This is a genomic window from Bradyrhizobium sp. HKCCYLRH1030, from assembly GCF_051168395.1.
Classification (GTDB): Bacteria; Pseudomonadota; Alphaproteobacteria; order Rhizobiales; family Xanthobacteraceae; genus Bradyrhizobium.
On record NZ_JBNPUY010000010.1, the window covers coordinates 179,859 to 197,798 of the forward strand.

The 17,940-nt window shown below is 64.8% G+C and carries 18 protein-coding genes; 11 read left to right on the top strand and 7 right to left on the bottom strand.

Annotated features, from left to right (window positions below; genetic code table 11):
* Positions 1 to 54: 54 nt before the first annotated feature.
* From ACQR1E_RS26780 to ACQR1E_RS26795, 4 genes are all read left to right on the top strand, one after another.
* Positions 55 to 1,437, top strand: coding sequence for an ABC transporter substrate-binding protein (locus ACQR1E_RS26780; RefSeq protein ID WP_315717541.1), 1,383 nt, complete (start codon positions 55 to 57; stop codon positions 1,435 to 1,437).
* A gap of 116 nt (positions 1,438 to 1,553) precedes the next feature.
* A complete protein-coding gene (locus tag ACQR1E_RS26785; protein WP_315826712.1) occupies positions 1,554 to 2,429 on the top strand; it encodes a carbohydrate ABC transporter permease in 876 nt (291 codons plus the stop codon).
* Positions 2,426 to 3,277, top strand: a complete 852-nt coding sequence (locus ACQR1E_RS26790) for a carbohydrate ABC transporter permease (protein WP_315717543.1) — start codon at positions 2,426 to 2,428, stop codon at positions 3,275 to 3,277. Before ACQR1E_RS26785 ends, ACQR1E_RS26790 begins: the two co-directional genes overlap by 4 nt.
* Before the next feature lie 7 nt (positions 3,278 to 3,284).
* Entirely contained in the window at positions 3,285 to 4,271 is a 987-nt protein-coding gene (locus ACQR1E_RS26795; protein ID WP_434897787.1) for an alpha/beta hydrolase family protein, read from the top strand.
* 101 nt (positions 4,272 to 4,372) lie between these two features.
* Here the strand turns inward: ACQR1E_RS26795 and ACQR1E_RS26800 are convergent, their stop codons facing one another.
* From ACQR1E_RS26800 to ACQR1E_RS26820, 5 genes are all read right to left on the bottom strand, one after another.
* Complete coding sequence (locus ACQR1E_RS26800; RefSeq protein ID WP_315753898.1) at positions 4,373 to 5,185, bottom strand: ABC transporter permease; 813 nt, start codon at positions 5,183 to 5,185, stop codon at positions 4,373 to 4,375.
* A gap of 171 nt (positions 5,186 to 5,356) precedes the next feature.
* A complete protein-coding gene (locus ACQR1E_RS26805) occupies positions 5,357 to 6,271 on the bottom strand; it encodes an ABC transporter permease (protein ID WP_434897788.1) in 915 nt (304 codons plus the stop codon).
* On the bottom strand, positions 6,268 to 7,440 hold the full coding sequence (locus ACQR1E_RS26810; protein ID WP_315717547.1) for an ABC transporter ATP-binding protein: 1,173 nt from the start codon (positions 7,438 to 7,440) through the stop codon (positions 6,268 to 6,270). The genes ACQR1E_RS26805 and ACQR1E_RS26810 overlap by 4 nt, the downstream gene beginning before the upstream one ends.
* A 50-nt stretch (positions 7,441 to 7,490) precedes the next feature.
* Positions 7,491 to 9,053: a glycerol-3-phosphate dehydrogenase gene (locus ACQR1E_RS26815; protein ID WP_315826709.1), complete on the bottom strand. Its 1,563-nt coding sequence runs from the start codon at positions 9,051 to 9,053 to the stop codon at positions 7,491 to 7,493.
* Between the two features lie 130 nt (positions 9,054 to 9,183).
* A complete protein-coding gene (locus ACQR1E_RS26820) occupies positions 9,184 to 11,889 on the bottom strand; it encodes a sensor domain-containing protein (RefSeq protein ID WP_315826708.1) in 2,706 nt (901 codons plus the stop codon).
* A 211-nt stretch (positions 11,890 to 12,100) separates the two neighbouring features.
* On the opposite strand from ACQR1E_RS26820, the gene ACQR1E_RS26825 reads away from it, so the two are divergent.
* Positions 12,101 to 13,204, top strand: a complete 1,104-nt coding sequence (locus ACQR1E_RS26825; protein ID WP_315826707.1) for an NAD(P)/FAD-dependent oxidoreductase — start codon at positions 12,101 to 12,103, stop codon at positions 13,202 to 13,204.
* A gap of 183 nt (positions 13,205 to 13,387) precedes the next feature.
* Here ACQR1E_RS26825 and ACQR1E_RS26830 read toward each other — a convergent pair whose 3' ends face one another.
* Positions 13,388 to 13,573, bottom strand: a complete 186-nt coding sequence (locus ACQR1E_RS26830; protein WP_315717551.1) for a YdcH family protein — start codon at positions 13,571 to 13,573, stop codon at positions 13,388 to 13,390.
* Between the two features lie 290 nt (positions 13,574 to 13,863).
* Between ACQR1E_RS26830 and ACQR1E_RS26835 the strand changes: the two genes are divergently transcribed.
* The 3 genes from ACQR1E_RS26835 (at position 13,864) to ACQR1E_RS26845 (ending at position 14,761) form a co-directional block, all read left to right on the top strand.
* Complete coding sequence (locus ACQR1E_RS26835) at positions 13,864 to 14,070, top strand: YdcH family protein (RefSeq protein WP_009028242.1); 207 nt, start codon at positions 13,864 to 13,866, stop codon at positions 14,068 to 14,070.
* Between the two features lie 147 nt (positions 14,071 to 14,217).
* Positions 14,218 to 14,430 (top strand): hypothetical protein, encoded by a 213-nt coding sequence (locus ACQR1E_RS26840; RefSeq protein WP_315717552.1) that lies wholly within the window; start codon positions 14,218 to 14,220, stop codon positions 14,428 to 14,430.
* Positions 14,431 to 14,509: 79 nt separating this feature from the next.
* Complete coding sequence (locus ACQR1E_RS26845; protein ID WP_315717553.1) at positions 14,510 to 14,761, top strand: hypothetical protein; 252 nt, start codon at positions 14,510 to 14,512, stop codon at positions 14,759 to 14,761.
* 44 nt (positions 14,762 to 14,805) lie between these two features.
* On the opposite strand, the gene ACQR1E_RS26850 is transcribed toward ACQR1E_RS26845, so the two are convergent.
* Positions 14,806 to 15,567 carry a GGDEF domain-containing protein gene (locus ACQR1E_RS26850; RefSeq protein WP_315753908.1) on the bottom strand — a complete coding sequence of 254 codons (762 nt, stop codon included), beginning with the start codon at positions 15,565 to 15,567 and terminating at the stop codon, positions 14,806 to 14,808.
* An 87-nt stretch (positions 15,568 to 15,654) separates the two neighbouring features.
* On the opposite strand from ACQR1E_RS26850, the gene purE reads away from it, so the two are divergent.
* The 3 genes from purE (at position 15,655) to rpsU (ending at position 17,718) form a co-directional block, all read left to right on the top strand.
* Positions 15,655 to 16,143, top strand: coding sequence for a 5-(carboxyamino)imidazole ribonucleotide mutase (gene purE, locus ACQR1E_RS26855; protein WP_315826706.1), 489 nt, complete (start codon positions 15,655 to 15,657; stop codon positions 16,141 to 16,143).
* The gene (locus ACQR1E_RS26860; RefSeq protein WP_315753912.1) at positions 16,140 to 17,249 is read left to right on the top strand and encodes a 5-(carboxyamino)imidazole ribonucleotide synthase; all 1,110 of its coding nucleotides are present in this window, start codon (positions 16,140 to 16,142) and stop codon (positions 17,247 to 17,249) included. The genes purE and ACQR1E_RS26860 overlap by 4 nt, the downstream gene beginning before the upstream one ends.
* Before the next feature lie 166 nt (positions 17,250 to 17,415).
* Positions 17,416 to 17,718 carry a 30S ribosomal protein S21 gene (gene rpsU / locus ACQR1E_RS26865; protein WP_315717557.1) on the top strand — a complete coding sequence of 101 codons (303 nt, stop codon included), beginning with the start codon at positions 17,416 to 17,418 and terminating at the stop codon, positions 17,716 to 17,718.
* Positions 17,719 to 17,940: the final 222 nt, after the last annotated feature.

Here is a 17,940-nt window from a genome sequence, read left to right on the forward strand (position 1 = left end):
GCTAGTGTCCGGCCGCAACCGATCAAGCAAGATCGGCGGATCAGGGAGAGACACGTGAAATCCAGGGGAATGGGTGCGCTTTCGATCGCAGTCGCAGCCGCCGGGCTTTTTTGCGCTGCAGCACCAGCCATCGCTCAGGACACCATCACGATCTGGTGGAGCAAGGGCTTCTACAAGTCCGAGGACGATGCGCTGCTCAACGTCGTCAAGAAGTTCGAGGCCAAGACCGGCATCAAGGTCGAGCTGTCGCAATACGCGATCCAGGACATGATTCCGAAGACGGTCGCCGCGCTCGATTCGGGCACCGTGCCCGACGTGGCCTATGCCGACACCTACGACGTTCAGGCCCAGGGCAAGTGGGCCTACGAAGGCAAGCTCGAGGATCTCACCGACATCCTGGAGCCGATGAAGTCGGCGTTCGCTCCGAACACGCTCGAGACCGCCTACCTCTACAACAACGTCACCAAGAAGAAGGCCTATTACGGCTTCCCGCTGAAGCAACAGAGCATGCACGTCCAGATCTGGGGCGACCTGCTGAGCAAGGCCGGCTTCAAGCAGAGCGACATCCCCACCAAGTGGGAAGACTACTGGACGTTCTGGTGCGACAAGGTGCAGCCGGCGGTCCGCAAGGCCACCGGCCAGCGCATGTATGGCGTCGGTCAGCCGATGGGCGTGGAATCCACCGACTCGTTCCAGTCGTTCTACACCTTTATGGACGCCTACAACGTCAAGCTGGTAGACGACGACGGCAAGCTGCTGGTCGACGACCCCAAGGTGCGCGACGGCCTCGTCAAGGCGATGAAGGATTATACCGACACCTACATCAAGGGCTGCACGCCGCCCTCGTCCACGACCTGGAAGGATCCGGACAACAACGTCGCGTTCCACAACAAGACGATCGTGATGACCCACAATTTCACGATCTCGATCGCGGCCAAGTGGTTCGAGGACTCCACCAACCCGGCGCTGACGCCCGAGCAGCGCGCGGCCGGCAAGAAGGCCTATGAGGAGGACATCATCACCGCGTCCTTCCCCAACAAGCCGGACGGCACGCCGATCAAGTACCGCTCCGACGTCAAGACCGGACTGATCTTCGCCAATGCTCCTCACAAGGCGCAGGCCAAGGAATTCATCAAGTTCCTGATGCAGGAGGAGAACCTCGGCCCCTACATCGAGGGCGCGCTGGGCCGCTGGTTCCCGGTGACGACCGCAGGCCAGAAGAGCCCGTTCTGGCAGGCCGACCGCCATCGCAAGGCCGTTTACACCCAGTTCACCGGCGGCACGACGCCGTTCGACTTCACCAAGAACTACAAGTTCACGATCCTCAACAATGAGAACGTCTGGGCCAAGGCGATGAACCGCGTGGTCAGCGAGAAGGTGCCGGTCGAGAAGGCCGTCGACGAGCTGATCGCGCGGCTGAAGGAGGTCGCCGGCTAGTCTCTCGCCTCGCGAGGCACTAGCTCGAGATCCTGACAACGACAACAAAACCCGGCCGCAGCGCATGCGGCCGGGATGGCTTATAGGCGGGAAGAGACGACCCGGGAAAAACGACCATGGCGATCACGCTCTCAGCTTCCGATTCCGCACTCGCGGAGGCGCCGCGCCCGGTGCTGCTCACACCGTCACAGGTGTGGGGCATCGTCATGCTTGCCCCCTATCTGCTCGTCTTCCTCGCCTTCGTCGTCTATCCCGTCGGCTACGGCCTGTGGCTCGCCCGGGAGCCGGCCAGCTACGTCGCGCTGTATAACGACCCCATCTTCGCGCGCGCCGCCGTCAACACGCTGATCTTCCTTGTGGTCGGCATCAATCTGAAGATGGTGATCGCACTGTTCCTGTCCGGCTTCTTCATTCAGCAGCGCGGCTGGATCAAATGGCTGTCGGTCATCTTCATCCTGCCCTGGGCGGTGCCTTCGATCCCGACCATCCTGTCGGTGCGCTTCATGCTCAATCCCGAATGGGGCGTGGTGAACCAGCTGATCTTCAAGTTCACCGGCGAAGATGGCCCCAACTGGCTGAACGACCCGACGGTCGCGCTGTCGATGGCGATCGGCATGCACATCTGGAAGTCGCTGCCGTTCTGGACCTTGATCCTGATGACCGGGCGGCTGGCGATTTCGCACGATTTGTTCGAGGCCGCCGAGGTCGACGGCGCCACCTGGTGGCAGAAGTTCCGCTACATCACCTGGCCGTCGATGCAGACGCTCTACGTCACCTGCACGCTGCTCTCGATGATCTGGACGCTCGGCGACTTCAACAGCGTGTATCTCCTGACCGGCGGCGGTCCGGCCGATCTCACCCACGTGTTGGCGACACTCGGCATCCGCTATCTCCGGCTCGATCAGCTCAGCCTCGCGATGGCCTCGATCGTCTGCGCGATGCCGCTGGTGCTCCCCCTAGTCTATTTCATGATGAAGCGGTTGTCGCGATGAAGCTCCCCACCCTGCGCGAAGTCGGCACCGAGGCCCGGCTGCTGCTGATCGGCATCCCCGTCTTCATCTGGACGATGATCCCGATCTACCACATGTTCCTGTTCGCGATCTCGCCGAAGGAGGACGCGTTCTCGGGCAAGCTGTGGCCGGACCATCCGACGCTGCACAATTTCTCGATCGTGTTCCATCAGCAGCATTACTTCCTGCGCGACTTCTGGATCCAGTTCGGCAACTCCGTCATCATTGCCGCCGCCGTCGGCGCGCTGACCCTGGTGATCGCGACTTGCGCGGCTTACGCCATCTCGCGCCTGCGCGTGCCCGGCAGCCGGGTGGTGATGAACCTCGCGCTGTTCACCTATTTCATCCCGGCGGCGTTCCTCGCGGTGCCGATGTATCGCACCATGGGCAAATACGGCCTGCTCAACAACGACTGGTCGCTGATCCTGGCGATGGTGACGATTGCCTCGCCCTACGCGATCTGGGTGCTGAAACAGGCCTCCGACAAGCTGCCGGTCGAGCTGGACGAGGCCGCCGTCATGGATGGCGCCAGCCCGCTGCAGATCTTCCGCCTCGTCTATGTGCCGCTGATGATGCCCTCGCTGGTCGCGATCGGAACCTATGCGGTGCTGCTGGCCTGGAACGAGTACCTCTACGCGTTCCTCCTGCTGTCGAACGACAAGGATATCACGCTGCCCGTGGCGCTCGGCAACTTCCTGGCCGCCGACGATTCGCCGTGGGAGCTCCTGATGACCACCGGCTTCATCTACGCGCTGCCGCCCGCGGCGGTCTATTATGCCTTCAAGCGCTACATGGTGGGCGGCCTGACCGCCGGCGCCGTGAAGTCGTGACGGAGCGATGAGGGTCGGATTTCGTCAGGGACGGTTCGCCGACGCTTCGCGGCCGAACTGGGACGACGACGGGCCGCGGCCCATCGACTGGTTCGCCTGGTATCCGGCCGCGGATAGCGCGATCGAAGCAGCGCTTCCGGTCGCCCCATGGCCGCAAGGATGGTTCGAGGCGGGACCTGCGGCGCTGGATGCGCCGCTCGGTCCCAACGGGACTTGCCCGCTCGTCGTGTATTCGCATGGCACCGGCTGCAACGGCCTGCAGTTCGAATGGCTGGCGCGCGAGCTGGCGTCCCGCGGCTTTGTCGCGGTCGCCGTCAATCATCATGGCAACAGCAACGCTGAGCCCTACCGGGCAGAGGGCTTCCTCTGCTCATGGGAACGCCCGCGCGACATGTCCTTGCTGATCGACCACATCGCCGCTCATCCCGATTTCGAAGGCCGTATCAACCCCGACCGCATCTACGCCGTCGGCTATTCGCTCGGCGGCGTCACCGCCACCGCCTTGCTCGGCGCCATCATGCTCCGCTCGCCGTTCGAGCCGGGCGCCAATCTGGGCCGCGGACCGCGCGAGTTTCCCGATCTCGTCGATCATCTGCCGCGGCTGATGGAGAAGAGCCAGATCTTCCGCGACTCCTGGGGGCGGATGTCGGCCTCCTATCGCGATCCCCGCATCAAGGCTGCGCTGCTGCTGGCGCCGGGCCGATCGGTGCAGGGCTTCTCCGACGAGAGCGTCGCCGCAATCAGCGTACCCGCACGCATCATGGTCGGCGGTGGGGACGCCCTGCTGCCATCCGCGCGCTGGCTGCATGAGCGGCTCAGCGGCAGCACCTTTGATGTCGTTGCCGACGAGGCCGGCCACTATGTGTTCCTGCCGAAGAGCACCGCGCTCGGACGCAGCGCCGACCCGGCGTGCTGCGTCGATCCGCCGTCGGTCGACCGCGGCGCGATCCACCGCACGGTTGTGGCCGCCGCGTTGCATCTGTTCGAGGCCTGAGCGACGCTGCCGCAGCATTCTCCGTCATTTTGAGCGTAGCAAAGCAATCCAGAGTCCTGGCGCGGCCCTGGATTGCTTCGCTACGCTCGCAATGACGACTTCTATAGTGGCGCAGCGCTCTCGCCGCGATCACTCGACAGCTTTGAAGCTAACGACGCCACGACGATCACCACGGCAATCAGCCCGATCACCAGCGTGCAGATCGCGTTGATCTCCGGCTTCACCCCGAGCCGTACTTCCGAATAGATCCGGATCGGCAATGTCGCCGAGCCCGGGCCGGTGGTGAAGCTCGCGATCACGAGATCGTCGAGCGACAGCGTGAAGGCGAGCATCCAGCCGGCGACCACCGCCGGGGCGATCAATGGCAAGGTGACCATCACGAACGCGCGCAAGGGATCGCAGCCGAGGTCCATCGCGGCTTCCTCCAGGCTGCGGTCGAGCGAGACCAGCCGCGACTGTACGATCACCGCAACGAAGCACATCGTGAGGGTCGTGTGGGCGAGCGTCACCGTCCAGAAGCCGCGCTCGGCCTCCAGCGCCACGAACAGCAGCAGCAGCGACAGGCCGGTGATCACCTCGGGCATCACCAGCGGCGCATACAGCATGCCGGAGAACAGCATGCGGCCGCGAAATCCCTGGCCGCGCGACAGCGCCACCGCGGCAAGGGTGCCGAGCAAGGTCGCCACCGTCGCCGAGGTGGCGCCGACGCGCAGGCTCATCCAGGCTGCATCGATCATCGCGCGGTCGTTGAAGAACTCGTGATACCAGCGCAGCGACCAGCCGCCCCAGACCGTGACCAGCCGCGAGGCGTTGAACGAATAGATCACCAGGATCAGGATCGGGAGGTAAAGAAAGGCGAGCCCAAGCGTCAGCGAGGCGACGTTGAAGCGCGACAGGCGGGAGGGATTAGGCACGATCTCCTCCTCCCTCAATCCCAGTGAAACCCTCTCCGTTCCCTCCCCCCTTGTGGGGGAGGGTCAGGGAGAGGGGCACCCAGCAAAGATCGCCGATGCGGACCCCCACCCCCAACCCCTCTCCGCAAGGGGGAGGGGAGCGAGAGAACGTGCCTTGCTGTACGCCATCCATCACCTGCTCTCCTCCAACTGCCGGCGTTGCAGCCGGTCGTAGAGCAGAAGCGGGAGCAGCAGCACCGCGAGCAGCACGACGGCGATGCTCGAAGCCACCGGCCAATCCTTGTTGGTGAAGAATTCAAGCCACAGCGTCTGGCCGATCATCAGCGATTTCGAGCCGGCGAGCAGATCGGGAATGACGAACTCGCCGACGATCGGGATGAAGCACAGCAGCGCGCCGGCGCCGACACCTGGCAGCGACAGCGGAAACGTCACCAGCCAGAAGGTCTGGCGCGGCGAGGCGCCGAGATCGGCGGCGGCCTCTTCCAGGGCCGGCTCCAGCTTCGTCAGCGTCGCAAACAGCGGCAGGATCATGAAGGGCAGATAGGAATAGACGATCCCGACATACATCGCGCTGTCCGTCGACAGCCACACCACCGGCGCGGACACCAGATGCAGCGCGAGCAGGATCTGGTTCAACAGGCCGTCATGCTGCAGGATGTTGACCCAGGCATAGATGCGAATCAGGAACGAGGTCCAGAACGGGACGATGACCAGCATCATCGCGATGCCCTGCCAACGCCTGGGCAGCCGCGCCATGCCATAGGCGATCGGGTAGCCGATCAGGAGCAGGATCGCGGTCGACGTCGCCGCGACGACGACGCTGCGCAGATAGGACGCGAGATACAGATCGTCCGACAGCAGCAGACGGAAATTGTCGAGCGACAGCGCCGCAAATGCATCCCGAAGCGACGACAAACCATCAGCCAGCGAGAACACCGGCGTATAGGGGGGCTGCGCGATCGCAGTCTGCGACAGGCTGATCTTGGCGACGAAGGCGAACGGCACCAGGAAGAACAGCACCATCCAGACGTAAGGCGCGATCGCCGCAAATCGCGCCGGACGCGAGAAGATGCGGCGCGCGCTCATCGCTCCAGCACCACGCAATCATCGGGCGTGAACCAGGCCACGACGCGCTGGTTCAGCCCATAGCCGTCGGCGTCGAGCCGGGCCGTGTTGGCTTGCGACGCGTGCAGGACAGCGCCGCCGTCGAGCTTGATCTTGTACACGGTCTTGCCGCCGAGATAGCTCGCATCGGAAATGGCGCCCTCGACACAGTTGATCGCTGCGGCATCAGCCGCCGGCCGGCGAAGCGCGAGGCGGATCTTCTCGGGACGGATCGCGACTGCGACCTTGCTCTCGCTGATCGGAGTGACGGGTTGCGCCGCGGCGAGCTCGCCGGCAGCGGCGGTCGTGATCCGGAGCCGGTGCGACTCACGCGCGGTCACCTCGCCCTCGAACAGGTTGATGTCGCCGACGAACTCCGCGACCCACCGCGACACGGGCTCTTCATACAGGCGGCGCGGTGCAGCGACCTGCTCGAGCCTTCCCGCGTTCATTACCCCGATCCGGCTCGCCACCGTCATCGCCTCCTCCTGGTCGTGGGTGACGATGATGAAGGTCATGCCGAGCTTGCGCTGCAGCTCCATCAGCTCGAACTGCGTGCTCTCGCGCAGCTTCTTGTCGAGCGCCGCCATCGGCTCATCGAGCAGCAGCACCTTCGGCCGGCGCGCCAGCGAGCGTGCCAGCGCGACGCGCTGCTTCTGTCCCCCGGACAGTTGATCGGGCTTGCGCTTCTCCAGGCCTTCGAGCCGGACCAGCGCCACCATCTCCGCGACGCGGGTGGCGATCTCGGCGCGCGGCATGCCGGCGCGCTTCAGGCCGAAGGCGATGTTGTCGCGCACGTTCAGATGCGGGAACAGCGCGTAGTTCTGGAACATCATGTTGACGGGCCGCTGATGCGGCAGCACCTGCGCGATCTCCTCGCCCGATAGCAGGATGCGCCCTTCATCCGGCGTCTCGAAGCCGGCCAGCATGCGCAGCAAGGTCGTCTTGCCGCAGCCGCTGGGGCCGAGCAGCGCGAAGAACTCGCCGGCTCGGATGTCGAGCGAGACGCCGTCGACGGCGCGGAAGCTGCCGAAGGTCTTGACGACGTTCTCGATCCGCAGGATCGGCGGCTGAGGATCGGGGCGCGGTTCCGGCAGTGGTGATGCCGCCGGCTCCTCGGCGGGCGCTGGATTTGCGATGTCGTCAGCCATGTCCTGATCAAATCACCCTGCCCGGACACAACGCCCGGCCGGTCGGCAAGCTAGCCGCCCATGGATTGCAGCTCAACCGCACGGGCCGGACTATCCCCGCTCGCGTCAGCGGCCTGCGGCGAGCCCCGGCCACAGGCGACCGTCGCCATGAACGCGGCGAGCGCATCGCGTTCGGCAGCGGGAAGCGTCAGGCCCAGCTTGGTCCGCCGCCATAGAACGTCGTCGGGAAACCGCGCCCATTCGCGCGTCATGAGGTAGCGGACCTCCGCCTCCGTCAGCTTCGGCCCGAACGCCTGTCCGAGATCGGCCCGGTATCTCGCCCCGCCGAGGATCTCCGCCAGCCGGGTGCCATAGGCGCCGACCAGCCGCCGGGCCTCGGCTTCGCCGAGAAAGCGCCAGCGCTCCCGTGCGTCGTCGACGAGATCCTCGAACCGATCCCAGGCGAAATCGCCACCCGGAAGCGGCGCGCTCGCAGTCCAGCGCGGCGACATCGGGTAGAAGCGCGCAAGCCGCGAGACCGCCCGCTCGGCCCGGTACCGGGCTGTCGTGACATCGCCGCCGCACATGGTCAGGAGCGGCGCCTTGGCGGGCTCCTTGGCGCGGCCGGCATCAAGGCTCACGATCGTTTCCAATTCCCCGCTGTCGGCAGCACGCAGCACCATCATGTTGGCGCCGGACACGCTCCGGACCACATCCGCGGGCTGGACGTCCGAGCGGAAATAGCGGTTCGCCGCCTTGCAGAGATAGGCCACGTCCGCCGCCGGCACCGCCACCACGGCTGGGTCGCCCTTGAAGCCGTGGGCCACCGTGCCGATCAGGGTGAAATCTTGCTCGTAGGGCTGGGCAAAGATCAGCCTTCCATCCGAATTCTGAAACACGTAGACCGCTTCGACATCGAACAGCCGCGGCACGATGATCTGGCTGACCTGCCGCGCGGTGACCCGCGGCGGCGGCTGACGCAGCACGGTTTCCGCCGTCGAGACGCTCCACGCGCCGGTGGCGTTGGCGAGCGCGCGCGAAGTGACGATGCGGCGATGGCCGCGGTCGATGATGGCGAGCCGCCATAGATGGTCACGGTCGGCTCGCACGCAGCGGGCGCCGGTGCGGATCTCTGCGCCGCGCTCGGCGGCATCCATCGCGGTCAGAACCACCAGGCGGGAATCGTCGACCACGCAGTCGGAATAGTCGAACGCCGTCCCGATCGGACGCTTCAGGGCATCGCCGATCGGATGATGCGTGACGTCGAGCACCGACGCGGCCGGCAGCCGGTTGCGCGTAGCGAGGCGATCGTAGAGCCAGAGCCCTGCGCGCAGCTGCCATGGCGGCCGCTCATTGGCGTGAGCCGGAATCGCAAAGCGGATCGGCCGCACCAGATGCGGCGCGACCGTGAGCCAGACGTCGCGCTCGGCGAGCGCGCGGCGCACGCGCAGAAAGCCGCGGCGCTCCAGCGCCGCGAGGTCCCCGTGCACCAGCCGCGACGTGGCCGACGAGGCGGCGCCGCCAAGATCGCCCTGCTCGACCAGGATCACGCGCAAGCCGCGGCCGGCCGCATCGCGTGCCAGGCTGACGCCGTTCAGACCGCCGCCGATGATCGCAAGATCGTAGTCCGCCATACGCAAGGTCTTCGAGCGTGCCAGGGCGAATGATCGTAGACCGGCGGAAATGATTCTCGTAGCGGCCGAGCTGTCGTGCGCGCGGATAAATTCGCGCTGTTGCGCAACAGCCTCTGACCGGCGTGCCTGGTCAGCCCGTCTTGCGAACGGACGCGACGTCGTCGTCGTGAGCGCGACCGACAATGCCGTCGTATTTGTTGATCGGCAGGGGCTTGCCGAGCAGATAGCCCTGAACCGAGTCGCAGCCCTGCTCGGCGAGGAAGCCAAGCTGCTCGGGCGTCTCGACGCCTTCCGCCACGATCGACATGTTCATGCCGTGACCCAGACCGATGACCGCACGAATGATCGCCGCCGATTGCGGATTGCGGCCGATGTTCATGACGAAGGCGCGGTCGATCTTGATCTTGTCGAACGGGAATGCCTGCAGGTAGCTCAGCGACGAGTAGCCGCTGCCGAAATCGTCCATCGAGACGCGAACGCCGAGTGCCTTCAGCCGGCGCAGCAGCGCGACACCGCGATCGAAATCCTCGATCAGCACACCCTCGGTGATCTCGAGCTCGAGCCTGCCGGGCGCGAGCCCCGTCTCGATCAGGATCGAGTGGACCAGCGCAACGAGGTCGCCATGGACGAACTGGGCCGGGGACAGGTTGACCGCGACCTGCAGCGGCTTCGGCCACGACGCCGCCTCGCGGCAGGCCTCGCGCAGGATCCACTCGCCCATCTCGACGATGAGGCCGCTCTCTTCCGCGAGCGGAATGAAGTCGCTCGGCGGCACGAAACCCCGGACCGGGTGCTGCCAGCGCGCCAGCGCCTCGAAGCCGATGATCTCGCTGGCGTCGACCGTGCGGCCCGAGACGGCCTGCGGCTGGAAGTACAGCGACAGTTCGCCATGCTTGATCGCGACAGACAGCTCCTGATGCAAAACGCGGCGGTCGCGAATCTGCTGATCCATTTCAGGCTCGTAGAAGGTGATACTGCCGCGCGATTTGGCCTTGGCGCGGAACAGAGCGGCACCCGCATTGGCGAGCAGCGACGCCGGATCCGAACCATTGTGCGGGAACACCGAGATGCCCGTCGTCAGCGCGGTGCGGATCGACTTGCCCTCGATCTGGAAGTCCACCGCGATCGCCGCCGCCAATTGCTCGGCCAGCGCCCTGCCCGTTTCCGGTTGCTTGCCGTCGATGATCAGCCCGAACTCATCGCCGGAGAGCCGCGCGACCACCCCGCCCCGGGCAACGGCATGGACGCGACGGGCGACCTCGATCAACAGCTTGTCGCCGATGGCGTGGCCGAAGACGTCGTTGACGTCCTTCAGGCCCTTGAGATCGACGTTCAGGACCGCGAACTCCTCGTCCGTATCCGCGCAGGCCTCGATCATCTGGCTCAGGGCCTGCAGGAACGCGGCGCGGTTCGGCAGATCGGTCAGGCCGTCGTGATAGGCCATGTGCGCCATCCGCGATTCGGTCTGGCGCCGGTCGGTGACGTCCTCATAGGTCTTGATCAGATATTGCGGCTCGCCGGTCTCGCCCAGCACGGTTGCCCGCCGGGTCAGGAACAGCCGCAGGCCGTCCTTGGTCGAGATCGGATGTTCCTCGGTCAGAAGGCCCCGCTTCTTGATGGCGGCTTCGTCGCGCGCCGTGATCAGTCTGGCCTCGCGCGGATTGAAGATGTCGGCGGTGGTCAGGCCCGTGGCGTCCTCGCGCTTGCGGTTGAGGATGATCTCGGCGCTGCGGTTGGCGAGCAGATAACGGCCGTCGCTGACGCTCTCGACGATGAGCGAAACCGGAATGTTGTCGACAACCAGTTCCAGGAACTTCTTGCTGTTCTCCAGCTCGCGGCTCAGCGATCGCCGCTCCGTGGCATCGTCGAACAGCGCGATGAGGAATTGCGGTTCGTTCTTGTCGTTGCGTGCAACGACCCGGTGGGCGTCCAGGATGCGCTTCTCGTCACCGCGTTGAACCACGAGTTCGCTGCAATAGGTGGTGCCAGGTGCCAGCATCGCTTCGCGATCGGCCGCCGCGATGTCGGCCGCGGTCTCCTCGCCGAACAGGTCGCTCGGGCGCCGTCCGATGATCTGATCCCGCGGCACCTGCGCGAACTGCTCGAACGCCCGGTTGGCGAAGATGTAGCGGCCGTCCTCGATGTTCTTGGCGGCGACGCAGACGGGAACCTGATCGACCACCGATTCCAGGAACTGCTTGGTCGAGGCGAGCTCGCGCTCCAGCCGGTGCTGCACCGTACAGTCTTCATGGATGCCGATCGATCCTCCGGTGGGAAGGCGGAAAATCTGGGCACGCACCACACGCCCGTCGGGCAGTTCGGTCAGGCACCCGTCCGGTGCCCGCGCCTGGCGAGCATAGTCCTCGACCGTCAGATTGAGCAGGCCACGCTGCCGCCGCAACTCGACCAGATCCCGGCCGGTGCAACCGGGCGGAATGTCGGCCCGGCTCATGCCGTAGATCTCGAGAAAGCGATGATTGTAGAAGACGACGCGGTTGGCGGCGTCCGTCAGCATCAGCCCCTGGCTCAGATTGTTGAGCGCGGAGCTGATGAAAACATTACGCCGCAGTTGTGCCCGCTTGGCGCGCCGCAAGGCCGAATGGATCCAGATCACGACCGACGCGAGGAAGGCGCAGACGACAACGCCGGCGATCAACACCTTCCAGAGCACGTCCGGCTCGATGGTGGCCAGGTAACCGGAGGGCGAGAAATCGGCGGAAGCGGCCCAGGCTCGGGTCGGCGCAGCCGCCCACGCTGCCATGGCGGCCACCGAGGCCGCAACGACACGCGCAGAAAACGCGTTTCGGTCGCTCGCCTGCCAATTCTTGCCAGCCATCAATCACCCGCGGTATTCGGCGACAGTATCTGGCTTCACCTATTGGGATCGGGTAAACGGGTTCTGCAAACTTCGAAAAAGACGAAGCAAATTTGGTCAATGGCGCCTTATGATGAATGGTTTGCTAAGGGCCCTCGCACTCCGGACCGGGGTTCCACCCACCAGGGATTGCAGCGAGACATGACTTCTCCCAATCGTCTCAGGACTATGCATGGATAGAGTGGATTGCGTCGTCGTTGGCGCCGGCGTCGTCGGACTTGCCGTCGCACGTCAATTGGCGCGGGCCGGACGCGAGGTCATCGTTCTCGAGGCGGCCGAGGGTATCGGAACCGTCACTTCGTCTCGCAACAGCGAAGTGATCCACGCCGGCATCTACTACAAGGCCGGGAGCCTGATGGCCCGCTTCTGTGTGGCCGGCAAGCGCATGCTTTACCGCTATTGCGACGACCATGGCGTGCCCTACCGCAATTGCGGGAAGCTGATCGTTGCGACCAATCCGGCCGAGACCGAGAAGCTGCAGGGCATCCGCGCGCACGCCGAAGCCAATGGTGTCGAAGGTATGCGGCTGCTATCCGGAACCGAAGCGCTGGCGCTGGAGCCGGCCCTGGCCTGCCAGGCTGCGCTGCTGTCGCCGTCCACCGGCATCCTCGACAGCCATGCCTTCATGCTTTCGCTGCGCGGCGAGATCGAGGACGCCGGCGGTGCCTTCGCCTTCCACACGCCGTTGCTGCGGGCCAAGGCGACCGGGGGATCGATCGAGGTCGATGCGGGCGGCGCGCAACCGATGACGCTGAGCTGCCGGCTGCTGGTGAACGCCGCCGGCCTCGACGCGCCCGAGCTGGCGCGGCTGATCGACGGCATGCCGTCGTCGCTGGTGCCGACGGCCTATCTCGCCAAGGGCAACTATTTCAGCTGCAGCGCCCGGGCACCGTTCAGCCGGCTCATCTACCCGGTGCCGGAACCAGGCGGCCTCGGCGTGCACCTCACGCTCGACATGGCAGGCCAGGCCAGATTCGGCCCCGACGTCGAGTGGATCGACCGGATCGACTATACGGTCGATCCGGCGCGCGCCGAGCGCTTCTACCCGGCGATCCGCAAGTACTGGCCGTCGCTGCCGGATGGGGCGCTGATGCCGAGCTATTCCGGTATCAGGCCGAAGATCGTACCGCCGGCCGTGGCGTCGCAGGATTTCGTCATTCAGGGCCCGCGCGATCACGGGGTGCCCGGACTCATCAATCTGTTCGGAATTGAATCGCCTGGATTGACGTCATCGCTCGCGATTGCGGCTCACGTCTGCGATCTCGCCTCGAGCTGAAGACCCCAGATATCGCGATGAACGGCGTGTCGCGATAGATGCGCCGGCAGACAACGCAGGCAGATGCGTCCGCGTCATCGTATATCGCAACTAATTTGATTGGAGTTGCGTCTGGGATGGACTCGTCACCATCCCAGGCGCACGGTCTTACGATCAGATGGTACGGCGGATGATGGTCACATGTCAGTGAAGTGTTTCGCTGGTTACCTGTCTCAAGCGCTCGATCTCATCCTTCACCATCAGTTTGCGTCGCTTCAGTTCGACAATTCGCAGGTCGTCCGTCGATGGATGCAGGAGAGCTTGATGCAATTCGTTTTCAAGAACTTTATGCTTACGCTCCAGTTCAACGAGATGCGCCTGAATGGCCATTCGAAACCTCCTCGGTAGGTGAACCTGAGATTCGACCAGGGCTAATGAGTGTACACAAGTCGCTTGACCTGTCGATGGGGCCAAAAGACCGCACATGCAAATTTGAGCGCCGTGTGTAACGAAGCGTGAGCAGATCCGGACGAATCTAAAGCCGGCGCCAACCCGAAATTCACGGGACAGCTGCACCGATCTCGAGGAGTGCGACTTGCTTATCAGCTTCGCAGGCGCAATATTTGCGCCCGCCTTCGCAAGGCTTTCCACTTCCTTCCGCTTTTTTGCTATCATAGATCATGGCTGACCAAGACGAGCGCGAACTGCAGGCCGAACTCGCGCGCCTGCAGCAGGAGCACCGCGATCTCGACGCGGCGATCGACGCTTTGCATCAATCGCCCGCCCCCGATTTGTTGCGGCTGCAACGACTGAAGAAGCGGAAGCTTCTGCTACGCGATCGGATCGCCTTCATCGAAGACCAGATCACGCCCGACATCATCGCCTGAGGCGAAGCGTCAGCACGGCTGACCGTATGCACACAAGCAATACGCAACAGCGGTGCAGGATTTGCCGAAGCGCCTTGACAACAAGAACAAAAAGAGAACAATCGGACCAGTCCCTCGTAACTCCTGACGACAACAAGGATGGTTGTGATGCCCGCCTCCTTCTCCCCACAGGATCGCCTCTATGAACAGGCCTGTGACCAAGCCATCGCGATGTGCGACGGCAATCTGCGCTCCACGATCAAGGCGCTGATCATGGCGAACGAGTATCTCGAGCTGGAGCTGCAGGAGCTGCGGGCGGCAATCTCCTGCGGCTGCATGCCCAACACCATTTCGGACGATGCGCAGAACAATGCGGCCTGAGCCCTAGGCCGTCGAGGCTCTCCGGACGATTGCCACCGCGCTCGCTCGCAGCTTCGACGAAGGCCGGGAGGTGCGTGCAATGCCTGACATCACCTATTACGTCGCCATGCCGTTCAGACGGGACGAGACTGGGATGCTGGTCGCAGGCGCGGCCGAGGAATGCCAGAGCTCGTCCGCAGCGCTGCGTCGTGCCGAAGCGATGTCGCGCTTGCCGGACAACATCGGCGCCATTGCCTTCAGCCGCAGCGGGGATCCCTTGCTGGGGGAATTCTGCGACGCCCGGCTGCTGCACAAGTTCGGCGAGTTGCCCGACGATCTCGGCGAGTTGTGAGCGCCGTGCACAGCTCTGTCATCGGAGCGGACGGCCCACGAGCGTCACCGCTGGTCGCCCGACAGGGCCGTGCCGTGCGCGGGGCTCTCGTACCTCCGCTGGGCCTTGCGCATATACATCGCACGGTCGGCTTCCTCCAACGCACGTACTGGGTTGACGCGCTTGTCGAGAAGGGCAATCCCGGCCGACGCGCCGGCACGCACGGTCTGATCGCCGAAGGTGAAGGTCAGGCTGTCGATGGCCTGTTCCAGCTCCGTCGCCTTGGCATGTGCGTCCGCCGCGCTGAGGTGCCAGAGCAGCACGCCGAACTCGTCGCCGCCGAGCCGACCGATCACGTCGGAGGATCGGACATGCTCGCCGAGGACACGCGCAACCGCCTTCAGGACCTCATCACCGGCGGCATGGCCGAACGTATCATTGATCGGTTTCAGCCGATCGACGTCGAGCACGATGAGAGCACCGGTCGCGTCGTAGCGCTTGATGAAGGCGATGGAACGATGGAGTTCGCGGGCGAAGCCGCGACGATTAAAGATGTCGAGCAGGAAATCGCGCTCAGCGGAGGCCGTCAGCTCGGCGATCCGGGCCTGTGCTGTCGCCAACTCGGCCTTGAGGCGTCGGATCGTGTGCCGCGCGCCTGCCGGTACGGAACCGGGTTCAGGAGCCCGCGCGCGCCGCGAAGGCCGATGACGGTACCGGGTTCTTCGCTTCCCGGCTCGCCACGCGGCCGCCATGCGCTTCTTTTTCATCGGACACCTGCCGCGCCATCGTTTGGGCTTGCCGGGCTTGACCAAGACAGGATAGTCCATTCGGACCTCCATGCCATGGCTTGCCGCTGTCAGGACCGATCCTATACTCCGGCCCATGCTGATGGATTCCCGAGAAGAATTGAGGTCATGACCGCCCCGATCGCCATCATCATGGGAAGCCAGTCGGACTGGGATACCATGCGCCATACCGCCGAGACGCTTGACGCCCTGGGCGTGAGCTACGACGCCCGGATCGTCTCGGCGCACCGCACCCCGGACCGGCTGTATGCTTTCGCCAAGGGTGCCAAGGCGGCGGGCTACAAGGTCGTGATCGCCGGTGCCGGCGGCGCCGCCCATCTGCCGGGCATGACGGCCTCGCTCACGGAACTGCCCGTGCTCGGCGTTCCCGTCGAGTCGAAGGCGCTGTCGGGAGTCGATTCGCTGTATTCCATCGTCCAGATGCCGGCCGGAATTCCGGTCGGAACGCTCGCCATCGGCAAATCCGGCGCCATTAACGCAGCGCTGCTGGCGGCCAGCGTGCTCGCTCTCTCGGACTCCGCGCTCGCCGGCCGTCTGTCGGCTTGGCGCCAGGCGCAGACCAATGCGATCGCCGAACGTCCGGAGGGCACGGCGTGACCGACTCCAATCGGGTGAAGCTCAAGCCCGGCGACACCATCGGTATTCTCGGCGGCGGCCAGCTCGGCCGCATGCTGGCGCTTGCTGCGGCGCGGCTGGGGCTGCGCTGCCAGGTGTTCTCGCCGGACCCGGACTCCCCCGCCTTCGACGTCGTGCTGAACGCAACCTGCGCCGAATATGCCGACGTCGAGGCGCTCGAGCTGTTCGCCAATGATGTCGACGTCGTCACCTACGAGTTCGAAAACGTCCCCTCGGCTGCGGCCATGGTGCTGGCGGCCAGACGCCCGGTGCTGCCGCGGCGTTCGGCGCTCGAGACCACCCAGGATCGCCTCACCGAGAAGGATTTCGTCACCTCGCTGGGCATCGGCACCGCGCCCTATGCGGATGTGTCCTCGGTCGCCACCTTGCGCGAAGCTGCGTTCCGGATCGGCTTACCGGCCGTGCTGAAGACGCGGCGATTTGGCTATGACGGCAAGGGTCAGATCAAGATCCAACAGGGTGACGATCTCGAGCGGATCTGGGCCGAGCTCGGCACCAAATCGGCCATCCTCGAAGCGTTCGTTCCGTTCGAGCGCGAGATCTCGGTCGTGGCGGCCCGAGCGGCCGACGGTCAGGTCGAGTGCTTCGACGTGACCGAGAACGAGCATCGCGATCACATCCTGAAGGTGTCGCGGGCGCCGGCGCGTATCCCTGATGCGCTCGCCGACGAGGCCAGGGACATTGCCAGCCGGATCGCCACCGCCCTCGACTACGTCGGGGTGCTGGCCGTGGAGATGTTCGTGGTGTCGGACGGTCCCACTCCAGGCGTCCTGGTCAACGAAATTGCCCCGCGGGTGCATAATTCCGGCCACTGGACCCTCGATGGCGCCTCGATTTCCCAATTCGAACAGCACATCCGGGCGATCGCCGGTTGGCCACTCGGCAAGCCGCTGCGCCACGGTCACGTCACGATGACGAACCTGATCGGGGACGAGATCGACAGCTACGAGCAGTGGCTCACGGTTCCGGGCGCCACCGTGCATCTCTACGGCAAGGGCGCCGCTCGTCCGGGCCGCAAGATGGGGCATGTGACCCAGGTCTCACCACTGCCGCCGAGGCAGGGCTGAAATAAACCGCTCCGGCGGGGTTAAACTTGCGGTCAAGAGCCCGTCAGCGGGTGGACAGCGAGGATGTCCTCTGATACACGGGCGCGCTCAAGGTCAAGGGCGCGGCCATCTGCCAGCCCTGGCTTCACCAGATTTCAAACCGATAGACTGAGAAAGAGGATGCCGCGTGCAGGTTCTCGTTCGCGATAACAATGTCGATCAAGCCCTCAAGGCGCTCAAGAAGAAGATGCAGCGTGAGGGCATTTTCCGCGAGATGAAGCTTCGCGGCCATTACGAGAAGCCGTCCGAGAAGAAAGCCCGCGAGAAGGCCGAAGCCGTGCGTCGTGCGCGCAAGCTGGCCCGCAAGAAGTTGCAGCGTGAAGGCCTGCTGCCGATGAAGCCGAAGCCGGTGTTCGGCGCTGGCCCCGGCGGCGACCGTGGTGCTGGTCGTGGTCCGGGTGCAGGTGCCCGTCCCAGCGCGCCGCGCTGATCTGGCCAGATTGATCTGACGTCGTCTGAAGCGCGGGCCTTTGGCTCGCGTTTTTGTTTTGGGCGCCTCTCTTTGATTTCATGCCTCCTGCCATCCGGCGACCGGGGTCAATCCGGGTTGCGCCGCCACTCCTCGCATCGCTGCAGAGTTCGCCACTCCAAAGAAAAAGCGGCAGACCGCCCGGGCCCACCGCCTCGATCACGTCGGCGAACGATTCGGTCA